The organism is Pseudomonas izuensis (genome assembly GCF_009861505.1).
Lineage (GTDB): Bacteria > Pseudomonadota > Gammaproteobacteria > Pseudomonadales > Pseudomonadaceae > Aquipseudomonas > Aquipseudomonas izuensis.
Genome location: NZ_WTFT01000071.1, coordinates 1 through 10,441 on the forward strand (window position 1 = coordinate 1; position 10,441 = coordinate 10,441).

A 10,441-nucleotide genomic window follows, 5' to 3' on the forward strand; every position below is an offset into this window, starting at 1 on the left:
CGACCACCTGCAAGGCAACCGTGTCGCTGCCGATGGTTCCGACCACCTGCAAGGCAACCGCGTCGCTTGACCGAATCGCAACATCGCAGGACACAAAAAAGCCCGGCCTGATCAGCCGGGCTTTTTCGTGTTTGTACGGCAAGACCGGTTGCAATACGGTTGGTTCCCAACGCCACCCCGGCAATTCTGCATGACTTGCCTCTATTTCTGCCAATGTTTCCCCCGAACGACGTCGCACGCTCCAGGATGATGGCTAACAGCTACGCTCTCCCCACTTCTCACAGACACCTCAACCAAACCAAAAACAGTCAATGACCCTGTGGCGAGGGAGCTTGCTCCCGTTGCACCGTTCCCGTACTCGAGCGCTACAAGAGCAAGCTCCCTCGCCACAGGGCCAATGTCTGACTTACCCAACCACCATTCCCCCTGCTTCACCCCCGTTCAATGACACGGCCTTCAACACCTTCGTCAGCTGATCCATTGCCTTCGCTAGCAAGCCAGCTCCTACAGGGAATCGGGACAGCCGGACCGGGCTGCCTCACGCCGTTCGCGCAGCACGCGCTTTGGCGCGCCGCGCAAATCCGATTTTGATGGCGACCAGCAAGGGCGCGGCCACGGCGAATAGCAGGGTTACGGCGAAAAACGCCGAGTCGAAGGCGATCACTGTGGCTTGGCCCGATACCGACCGCCCCAAAAGACTCGCCGCCCCACGGCCGGCGGCCAGGGTTTCCATGCCTTTTACCGACAGCATGGCGGTGGTGGTGGTCAGGCGTTCGATCACCCTGGCCGTCCCTGGGGTGACGTGGGTACCGAGGACGGCGACGTTGGCGGCGACGTTGTGTTCGATCAGGGTCTGGAGCCCGGCGACACCCATCAGGCCGCCCAGCTGGCGACCCGTGTTGAACAGGCCGATGCCGCCGGCGAGGTTGCGGCGGTTGAGATCGCTGAAGGCGATCAAGGTGATCGACAGGAACAGGAAACCCAGGCCCAGGCCGCGCAAGAGGATGGCAGCCATCATGTCGTCCGCGCCGCTTTCGCTGGTGGAGCCTGCGAGCATCCACATTGCGATCATGATCATCAGAATGCCAAAGGGCACGGTGGCGAACGGCGCCACGTGGCGTACCTGAAACAGAAAGGCGGCGATGAGCAATGCGCCGATGAACAATGCGCCACTGGGCAACAGCAGCAGGCCGGCTTCGGTGGGCGTGAACCCAAGGACCGACAGGGCGAAGGCCGGGATCACAAATGCGCTGCCGAACAATGCGGCGCCGGCAACGAAGCTGACGATAAAGGCGAAGGAAAAATCGTCCGTTTTGAACAAAGTGAAATCGAGCAGGCCCTGGCCCCTGGCCAATATTTGTTGACCCAGAAATGCCAGCAGCGCAGCAGTGCCAATCACGCTCAGCCAGAGGATGCGCGGTTCTTCGAACCAGTCCCAACGTTCGCCCTGGCTGAAGACGTAGGTCAAACAGCAAAGGCTGAGAGAGATCAGCGGGAAGCCGATCCAGTCAAACGGGCGTTGCCGGACCCTGGCGGGTATCGGGCTGTCTGCAATCAGTAACAGTCCGCCGGCCGCCAGTGCCACCGGTACGACGCTGAAGAAGATCCAGGTCCAGTCCTGGCTGTCGATCAACCAGCCTTGCAGGGCCGGGGCCAGCGTGGCGGGCGCGACCACCGAGCCCATGGCGAACAGGGCCTGGAGGATCGGCTGGCGGGATTGTGCAAAGGCGAAAAAAATCAGCGTCTGGCCACCGACCAGCAAGGTGCCGCCGGCGAAGCCCTGCAGGATGCGCAGCGCGATCAGCAGGTCCAGGCGCGTGCAGATGGCGGCCAGGCCGCAGGCCAGGCCCATGACCAGGACGGCGCTGACGATCACGCGACGCGGATCGAAGCGGTTTAGCAACCAGGCGGCGGTCATGAAGCCGATCAGTTTGAACGCGGTATAACCGACATCCAGCCAGGCGAATTCGTCGGGTGTGGCATAGGTGTCGCCGATGATGTCGCTGCGTCCGAGGGACAGCACGGTGCTGGCTATCGCTTCTGTCAGCGCGGCCAGCACGATGCCCGCCATGAGCAGGACGCCGGTCGTGGCATGGGCGTTACTGCGCTGGGTAGCTGCAACCGTGCTCATGATCCTTCCCCTTGTGCCACTTTCTGTTGCGCAGCATCACTTTGCGTCACATCCACCCGTGCCGACAGGCCGGGCACGATGCGCCCCGGCAGCGGATTGTGGGCCAAGCGGATTTTCACCGGAACGCGCTGCACGACCCGCACAAAGTTACCGGTCGCATTGTCGGCCGGGAGCAGGCTGAACGCCGACCCGCTGCCCGGCGCGAAGCTGTCGACCACCCCTTCGAGCGCGGTGTCGGGATAGCCGTCGACGGTAATGCGCACGCGCTGCCCGGGTTGGATGTGTTCGAGCTGGGTTTCCTTGAAGTTGGCCACGACCCACACGTCATGGACCGGCACGATATCGAGCAAAGCCACGCCCGGTGTCACATACCGCCCGATGCGCACCTGGCGGTTACCGATCACGCCATCCACCGGCGCGCGCACCACGGTGCTGTCGAGATCAATCTGCGCCAGATCCCGTGCGGCCTGGGCCTGGGCCACGGCAGCAACCGCCGCTTCGCGCTGGGCCACCAACACGACGATGCGTTGCTGTTGCGCCTCGACCGTCGCCGAAGCGGCGGAGACCGCCGAGTCGGCGCGGTATCGTGCTTCGTCGCTTTCATCGACCAGGGCCTGGCTGACCGCGTTGCTGAGGATCAGTTTGCGGCTGCGATCCTGGGTCTTGGTCGCCAGGTTCATCCTGGCCACGGCCGAACGTCGCTGGGCTTCGGCCTGGCGGATCAGCGCGCTCTGAAGCCGGGTTTGCGCATCGACGTTGCTCAGCCGCGCCTGGGCCGCGCTGACATTGGCCTCGGCTTGCGCCAGCTTTGCGCGGTAATCGCGATCATCGATGCGAAACAGCACGTCACCGGCGCGCACGCTCTGGTTGTCTTCGACTTGCGCCGCCGTGACGTAGCCAGCCACCTTGGCCGCGAGCGAGGTGACGTCGCCGCGCACATAGGCGTTGTCGGTCGAGGTCGCGCCACTGGTCAGCGACATGACCCATCCACCCGCCACGACCACCACGGCGCTGACGCACAGCAGTATGCCGATCATTTTTTTCTTGCTTCGCCGCACCACGACGACAGGGGCAGTGGCGCTGGCGTCGGTGACTATGGCGGCCTTGTCCTGGAGCGAGTTCATGGTCCTGTTTCCTGTGCAGTGCCAATAACCTGCGGCAACCACCGGGCAGCAGTCGCCTGCTGCCGGGGTTGTTGCAACGTTGGAAACTTCAGCGGGCGGTCTGGGCCACCGACTGACCAAGCCAGTCTTCGAAGTGGATGACACCCAGGCGTGACTGTTTGCCGGGGGTCAGTGATTGGTCGTCGAGCAGTGCGCCGAAGTAGCGTGCATTCACGTCCGGCACCACCTTGCGTGAATCCCGGGTGATGCGCAGGAAGCGCCTGACCAGCTCATCGAGCGGCATGGCCTCGGGACCGGCGACTTCCACCGTGCCATTGACCGGGGCCTGAAGGGTGACATCGGTCAACGCCGCGGCCACGTCGTCGGACGCCATTGGCTGGATCAGCGCGGGCGAAAGGAAAATCTCTTCGCCGACAGTACCCGATTGCGCAATGCCGCCGACAAATTCGAAGAACTGCGTGGCCCGCAAGATGGTGTAAGGGATGCGTGACGCCTTGATCAGTTTTTCCTGGGCGACCTTGGCACGGAAGTAGCCACTCTCGGGCAGCCGTTCGGTGCCGACAATCGACAGGGCCACGTGATGACGCACGCCGGCAGCCGCTTCGGCAGCCAGCAGGTTTCGGGTAGAGGTTTCGAAGAAATCAAGCACCGCCTGGTCCTCCCAAACGGGCGCGTTGGACACGTCGACGACGATATCGGCGCCGTCCATCGCCTGGGCCAGGCCCTCGCGAGTAATGCTGTTGACGCCCGTGTTGGGCGAGGCAGCGAACGCTTCATGGCCGCGCTCGCGCAAATTCTTCACAAGTTTCGATCCGATGAGGCCGGTGCCTCCGATGACGACGATCTTCATGGCTTCTCTCCGCTTGTCGGCGGCAACATTGCCGCCGGGGTAGATGCAGAGTGCCTGCGCGGGTCCGGCAAGTCCTTGTGCGGGCCTTGAGTTTGCCTTTGGAGAAGCTTGGTTTTTCGTCCAACGTGACTGGAGTGCGACCGGGCTGTCCAGCCGGGAACGGTGCAGGTCGCTACGCGCTGCCGTATCATCGACCTCACGCACCCACACCCGCTCGGACACGAAGTCGAGGGCATCCGACCAGGGGATACTCACCGTGCCATTCGCGTTTGAAGACTACGTACTCGATCCGGAGCGCCGGGAGCTGACCTTGCGCGGCCAGGTCGTGACTGTCGGCCCGCAGGTCTTCGATCTGTTGCTGCTGCTCGTCAGCCACCACGAGCGGGTCGTCAGCAAGGACGACCTGCTCGAGGCCGTATGGGCCGGGCGCATCGTTTCGGAATCGACCATCACCAGCCACATCAATGCGGTGCGCAAGGCCATCGGCGATACCGGTGAGGAGCAGCGCCTGGTTCGCACGATTGCGCGCAAGGGTTACCGTTTCGTCGGCCAGCTCAAGGTCGACGAAACCGGTGAAATGCGACCATCGCAAGTACCGGACATCAGTGATCCCGTACCAGCCGAAACACAAACGCAGCCATCCACTCTCAGCCTGCCGGACAAGCCCTCCATCACGGTCCTGCCCTTTCACAACCTGAGCGGCGATCCGGAGCAGGAGTATTTCGCCGACGGCATGGTGGAGGACATCATCGCCGCCCTGTCGCGCATCCGCTGGTTGTTTGTCATCGCGCGCAATTCGAGCTTCACCTACAAAGGCCGCGATGTGGACGTCAAGGGCGTCAGCCAGGAACTTGGCGTGCGCTATGTGTTGGAAGGCAGCGTGCGCAAGTGCGGGAACAAGGTGCGCATCACCGGGCAACTCATCGACGCCAAGAGCGGGATGCACATCTGGGCGGAACGCTTCGAAGGTCTGCTCGATGACATCTTCGAGTTGCAGGATCAAATCGCCGAAAGCGTCGTCGGTGCCATCGCGCCGCAGCTGGAGCGGGCGGAAATCGAACGCGCCAAGCGCAAACCGACGGACAGCCTGGATGCCTACGATTACTACCTGCGCGGCATGGCAAAACTGCACAACGGCACCCGTGAAGCCATCGAGCAGGCGCTGCCGCTGTTCTACAAGGCCGTCGAGCTCGATCCCGAGTTCGCATCGGCCTACGGCATGGCCGCCTGGTGCCATTTCTGGCGCAAGTTGAACGGCTGGATGACCGACAGGGCTCAAGAGATCGCCGAGGGCGTGCGGCTCGCGCGGCTGGCGGTGGAACTTGGCCGCGATGACGCGGTGGCACTGACCCGCGGCGGCCATGCGCTCAGCCACCTCGCCGGCGATGTCGATGGCGGCATTGCCTTGCTCGACCGGGCGCGCCTGCTCAACCCCAACCTCGCCCCCGCCTGGTATCTGGGCGGCATCCTGCGCGCGCTGCGCGGTGAAACAGAGGCCGCTATCGAGAACCTGACCCATGCCGTTCGCTTGAGTCCGCTGGATCCGGAAATGTTCAGGATGCAAGTGGGGATGGCGATCGCGCACTTCTTTGCCGGGCGCTTTGACTGCGCGACGGACTGGGCGGAAAAAGCATTGAGGAACCTGCCCACCCTGCTGCCTCCGGCGGCCCTGTTGGCGGCCTGCCATGCACTCAGCGGACGAACGGATAAAGCGACGCTGGCGATGCAGCGCGTGAGAGAGCTGGATCCCTCGTTGCGTATCTCCGGACTGAAGGAGTGGCTACCCATCCAACGGCCCGAGGACCTCACGCGGTTCGCCGAAGGACTGCGGTTGGCCGGGTTGCCTGAATGACTGCAGCGAGATTGGAGAACGGGTGGGAGCGAGCCTACTCGCGAAAGCGGTGTTGCATTCAACACCCTTGTTGACTGATCCGCCGTCTTCGCTGCGGTGCGGCGATCCGACGAGCCAGCTCCTACAGGTAGGTGTGATTCGTGTAGGAGCCGGCTTGCCGGCGACGGGGTGTATCAGGCGGCATTGATGTTGATTGATCCGCCGTCTTCGCTGGCGAGCCAGCTCCTACAGGGGATCGGGGGGACCTGCTCCCGTGCAGCAACACTCAGTGAAAAATCAGACTCGATATCGCCTTGGGTTCAAAATCCTGGGTGGTCACGACCATCAGCACTTCGTTGGGGGCATTTCTCAGAATGGCGATTACCAGGATTTCATGTCCCCAGTCGGTGACGAGTGCTTCGGTTTTCAACCCGCGGACCGGGATCAGCCCAGTGGTCCAGTTGTCCCCATTGAGCGTGACGTAATCGTCCGGGTTGATGCGCCCTGACTTGGCATTCGCCGCTTCCGGGTGTCCTTGGTCTTTAAGGCGCAGGCGCCGCAAGCGGGTGATCAACTCGTCATCCTGACTGAGGACTCTCTTGCCCAGGTACGGAGCAAGTGCCTCCGGTAGTTGGTCCGGCGGTGCGGTGAGCCAGGCCTTCAGGAATCCCCGCGCATAGGCTTGCGCCTGCGGAGACGCGTTGGTCTGCGGATTCATCAGCAACGCCTGGAGCTTCTCATCCATCTCGATAGCCGGCAGCCAGCCCGGTTCCTGTTGCTCATACTCGGGAACGTTTGCCGGGACCGCATTGAGCGATGGAACGCCACGGCGCAAGTCAATCCTGGGCGCCTTGTAGAAACTGTGGCCGCCGTCGTCCAGGCTGGTGTTTTTCGCGATGGCCTCGGCCTGGGGCACGTGTTCGGCCTTGAACCAGCCTGCTTTTTGCACCTTGGTCGACGCCCGGCAAAAGGCTTCAACCGGCGCTGCCAGGTCTTTCCAATCCTTGGGTTTAGTACCGAGTGTCAACGGCGCTCGAAACCGTAACAGGAGGTCATAGGTGCTGGACGCTGCCATCGTGCATTTCTTCACGTCCATCCAGGTCTGATCCGCGGCGTGGGAGAACACACTGCCCTTGTCGACCGGGTGCGACCAGATCCAGTTGTCCGGGCACAGGAAGAAGGTATTGCTGACACCCGCGTGGGAAAAAGAGTCCTGCCAGCCATGGAGCGCCTGACCGAATTTGCTCTGAAGATCCGGGTCTTCATGATGGTGCTCGAAAATTATGCTGTCTGACTGCCCCATTGCATAACGAGCGGTGGAATTGACCGGTCGCTCTGCAGGACTCGCCGGAGGCTCACGCTTGGCACGGAAATGAAGTGCCCGGGTCAGCAAGCTGGCTTTTGTATCCTGCAGGATGCAGAGGTCCCAGATAATGGCATGCTTGGCGTCGAGCATGCCGGTGTCGGTGAGTTCGTTTTGCCGTGCGATTTCCTGGCTTTGCAGGGGATCGAAGCCCGCTTGAGTGGCCAGCCAGTAGGTCAGTCCGTAGTGAAGATCGGATTCATAGGCGTGAGCACAAAAGCTTGCGGCAGTCAGTGCCAGACCGGATACGATCAATTTGATGGGTTTCATCCGCGCCTGCTCGTGCGTTGTCATCGAATCCCGTCGCCGCCGCGATTGCAGCGTCCGTTGATGAGTGTAGGCCGAATATTGCACCGGCCTGATCAGCCGGGCTTTTTCTTGCTCAACATCGATCAGTCGTTCATCTATCCTGTGTCTCCCGCAAACACACCGGAGACACCTGTGCCGCCCCTGACCGCCCGCGAGGTTTACCAGTCATTGCGCGACGCCGCCCTGGGCCTTCGCCCACTCAAGCGCCTTGAAGAGCAGCCCGAAACCGGCCCGGTACATGTCGACATCGAAGGCTGGCGCCTGACCCTTGATGTGGACGGTGTGCACCTGCGCCACTGCCTGAATTGCCAGAGCCCGGACGGCCGGGTGTTCGACGGCGGGCAGCGCTACGGCACCGACCCGGTGAGTTTGCTCAGTACCTGGGAGCTGGCGCAGGTTGAGCGTTTGCTCGCCGCTGGATGAACCGACCGATCAATCCAGTAACCCGTCAAAGCGTTTTAGTGAGAACGCCGACAAGTCCAGCTCACTGCTACCCTGCACGCACCACTGCGCCAGTGCCTCACCCAATGCCGCGGAATGCTTGAAGCCATGCCCCGAGCAGGCGGACACCACCAGCGTGTGCTTGAGGGTCGGGTGTTCGTCGATGATGAAGTGGCTGTCCGGGGTGACGGTGTAGGCACACACCGCCGACTTGACCACCCGCGCGCTGACGCCGGCGATTTTGCCGCGCACATGGCTGTCGTACATGTCCCGGGCTTCGGCTGCGCTGATGGTTCTGTCCAGCGTGTCTGGCGAAGATTCTTCGCTGTATTGCTCGGTGGCGACCTTCAGGCTGCCCTCGCCGGGCAACGGCGGAAAACCATAGTTCGAGGCATCGTCGCCTGAGCCGTGGTAGTAGATGAAGGTCGGCGACACCGGGGCGAAACGGGCGCCTTCTTCCAGTTCGAACCAGAACAGCTTCTGCCGACAGACCCGGAGCAAGCGGTCGAAGGGCTGGCCAAGCAGGGCTTTGGACCACATGCCGGCGCTGATCACCAGCTTGTCGGCGTGGATCGTGCGCTGGTCGGTGATGATGGTGACGCCCTGCTCGTGCGAAGTGATCTGCGTGACGGTTTCACCCTTGAGCAGCGTGGCGCCACGCGCCTCGGCAAGTTGCAATTGCACCGCGATGCAGCGCTCGGGCCGGACGTAGCCGCCGCTGGGTTCGAAGTACCCGACAGCGGTGTCGAGTACCGGGGAAAACTGCGGGAAGCGCTGGCGAATCTGCTCGGCTGACAACACCTCATGTTCGATGCCATTGGCTTTTGCCAGTTGCAGGGTGCGCTGGGTGAAATCGCTTTGATCGTTCGGGTCATAGTCGGCACGGGAGGTCATGACCAGCACGCCGCACTGCTCGAACAACGACTCGCCGGACAATGCTTCGAGCTCGCGCCAGATCCGGTGCGAGTTGCGGACAATAGGCAGATAGGCTGCGCCTTCGCCCACCGAGAGCCGGGTGATCCGCGTATCGCCGTGGCTTGAACCCTGGTCGTGCGGGGGATGATGGCGGTCGATGCCAATCGCCTTGACCCCGGCCTTGGCCAATTGATAAAGGGTGGCGGCGCCCATTGCCCCCATGCCCAACACCGCAACGTCATATCTGTCTTCCATCTACGCCTCCCTGGGTAAAAACGACAAGGTTGCAGCCTGCACCAAAGCCAGGTCTGTGCGAAAGAGCCCGTTGAACTATCGTTCATCGGATTCGGCTGTGTTACACATTGCGTGATGCGCACCCCACGCCCAAGAGGTTTGCTTATGTTCCACTGCTCACGCTTGTCGCAACTGCTGACTTGCACGCTACCCGCTTTACTGGCGGCCTGCTCACTCACCAGCGTCGCCCACGCGGCCCCTTCCACGGCGCCCGATTCCTTGCAGCCATTGCTGGCCACCATCAATGAGCGCCTGAACATCGCCGATCAGGTGGCGCTGACCAAGTGGGACAGTGGCAAACCGATCCAGGATGGCGCTCGGGAAGCGTTGGTGATCACCAACGCCAGGAAACAGGCCGTCGAGCGCAGCCTGGACCCGGATGAAGCCGCGGAACTGATCGCCGCGCAGATCGAAGCCAACAAATTGGTGCAGTACGGTTTGATCGCGCAATGGCAAGCGGCGCACAAGGCGCCCGACCTGCCTCGACCGGACCTGACCCAATTGCGGCCAAAACTGGATGAGCTACAAACCCGTCTGTTGCAGCAATACGCCGACTTCGTACCCTATCGCGTCGACCCGGAATGCCCCAACTGGCTGGCCGAACAACGCTCCGGCCTGATCAAGGACGCCCTGCATGGCCAGGCGTTGATCCGCGCGACCGGGGAGCTGTGCGTCACCGATCAATAAAGGGACAAACACCGGGACCTGTAGGAGCAAAGCTTGCTCGCGAAGGCGGTGTGTCATTCAACAATGATGGTGACGCAAACACCGCCTTCGCCAGCAAGCCGGCTCCTACAGAGAGCGGTTCCGTGCATCCATTGACCGCATCAATAGTCACCATTGACTCAATGAAGTTCTCTTAAAAACTGTGCGGCGTAACATCAGCTCCATACCCACCGACAACACCCTGGAGCACACGATCATGAAACGCCAAACCCTCCTCAGCATCGCTTTCTCGATCTTCGCAGTGAACGCTTTCGCCGCGACCCCGGCTCAACCTGTAGTCGCTGAAGGCGGCTCGGATCGTCTGATTGAAAGCCGTGTGGCTGAAGGTGGTTCTGATCGCCTGATCGAAAAACGTGTGGCTGAGGGCGGTTCTGATCGCCTGCTTGAAAAACGCGCTGTGGCGGCTGATGGCTCCGACCACTTGCAAGGCAACCGTGTCGCCGCCGATGGCTCCGAC

10 protein-coding genes are annotated in these 10,441 nt (G+C 62.1%); 5 read left to right on the plus strand and 5 right to left on the minus strand.

What is annotated here, in order from left to right:
- On the plus strand, positions 1–194 hold a 194-nt coding region (locus GPL81_RS31290), incomplete at its 5' end, for a hypothetical protein (protein WP_218585676.1).
- A 344-nt stretch (positions 195–538) separates the two neighbouring features.
- Here GPL81_RS31290 and GPL81_RS30705 read toward each other — a convergent pair.
- The 3 genes from GPL81_RS30705 to GPL81_RS30715 all read right to left on the minus strand — a co-directional run bounded on the left by GPL81_RS30705 (position 539) and on the right by GPL81_RS30715 (position 4,105).
- Entirely contained in the window at positions 539–2,131 is a 1,593-nt protein-coding gene (locus GPL81_RS30705; protein ID WP_160109838.1) for a DHA2 family efflux MFS transporter permease subunit, read from the minus strand.
- Entirely contained in the window at positions 2,128–3,255 is a 1,128-nt protein-coding gene (locus GPL81_RS30710; protein WP_160109839.1) for an HlyD family secretion protein, read from the minus strand. Before GPL81_RS30710 ends, GPL81_RS30705 begins: the two co-directional genes overlap by 4 nt.
- Positions 3,256–3,343: 88 nt before the next feature.
- Positions 3,344–4,105 carry an SDR family oxidoreductase gene (locus GPL81_RS30715; protein WP_160109840.1) on the minus strand — a complete coding sequence of 254 codons (762 nt, stop codon included), beginning with the start codon at positions 4,103–4,105 and terminating at the stop codon, positions 3,344–3,346.
- 256 nt (positions 4,106–4,361) lie between these two features.
- Here GPL81_RS30715 and GPL81_RS30720 point away from each other — a divergent pair, with 256 nt between their 5' ends.
- Entirely contained in the window at positions 4,362–5,957 is a 1,596-nt protein-coding gene (locus GPL81_RS30720; RefSeq protein WP_160109841.1) for a winged helix-turn-helix domain-containing tetratricopeptide repeat protein, read from the plus strand.
- 265 nt (positions 5,958–6,222) lie between these two features.
- On the opposite strand, the gene GPL81_RS30725 is transcribed toward GPL81_RS30720, so the two are convergent.
- The gene (locus tag GPL81_RS30725; RefSeq protein ID WP_160109842.1) at positions 6,223–7,569 is read right to left on the minus strand and encodes a hypothetical protein; all 1,347 of its coding nucleotides are present in this window, start codon (positions 7,567–7,569) and stop codon (positions 6,223–6,225) included.
- Between the two features lie 171 nt (positions 7,570–7,740).
- On the opposite strand from GPL81_RS30725, the gene GPL81_RS30730 reads away from it, so the two are divergent.
- Positions 7,741–8,031 (plus strand): DUF7693 family protein, encoded by a 291-nt coding sequence (locus GPL81_RS30730; protein ID WP_160109843.1) that lies wholly within the window; start codon positions 7,741–7,743, stop codon positions 8,029–8,031.
- 9 nt (positions 8,032–8,040) lie between these two features.
- Here the strand turns inward: GPL81_RS30730 and solA are convergent, their stop codons facing one another.
- Positions 8,041–9,219 (minus strand): N-methyl-L-tryptophan oxidase, encoded by a 1,179-nt coding sequence (gene solA / locus GPL81_RS30735; RefSeq protein WP_160109844.1) that lies wholly within the window; start codon positions 9,217–9,219, stop codon positions 8,041–8,043.
- Positions 9,220–9,363: 144 nt separating this feature from the next.
- On the opposite strand from solA, the gene GPL81_RS30740 reads away from it, so the two are divergent.
- Positions 9,364–9,945: a chorismate mutase gene (locus GPL81_RS30740; protein ID WP_160109845.1), complete on the plus strand. Its 582-nt coding sequence runs from the start codon at positions 9,364–9,366 to the stop codon at positions 9,943–9,945.
- Positions 9,946–10,180: 235 nt separating this feature from the next.
- Positions 10,181–10,441 (plus strand): hypothetical protein (locus tag GPL81_RS30745; RefSeq protein WP_160109846.1); only part of this gene is annotated, 261 nt, incomplete at its 3' end.

Coding starts and splice junctions, on each gene's coding strand:
- GPL81_RS30725 (WP_160109842.1), bottom strand. CDS start 7,569: ATGAAACCCATCAAATTGATCGTATCCGGTCTGGCACTGACTGCCGCA.
- GPL81_RS30705 (WP_160109838.1), bottom strand. CDS start 2,131: ATGAGCACGGTTGCAGCTACCCAGCGCAGTAACGCCCATGCCACGACC.
- GPL81_RS30740 (WP_160109845.1), top strand. CDS start 9,364: ATGTTCCACTGCTCACGCTTGTCGCAACTGCTGACTTGCACGCTACCC.
- solA (WP_160109844.1), bottom strand. CDS start 9,219: ATGGAAGACAGATATGACGTTGCGGTGTTGGGCATGGGGGCAATGGGC.
- GPL81_RS30715 (WP_160109840.1), bottom strand. CDS start 4,105: ATGAAGATCGTCGTCATCGGAGGCACCGGCCTCATCGGATCGAAACTT.
- GPL81_RS30710 (WP_160109839.1), bottom strand. CDS start 3,255: ATGAACTCGCTCCAGGACAAGGCCGCCATAGTCACCGACGCCAGCGCC.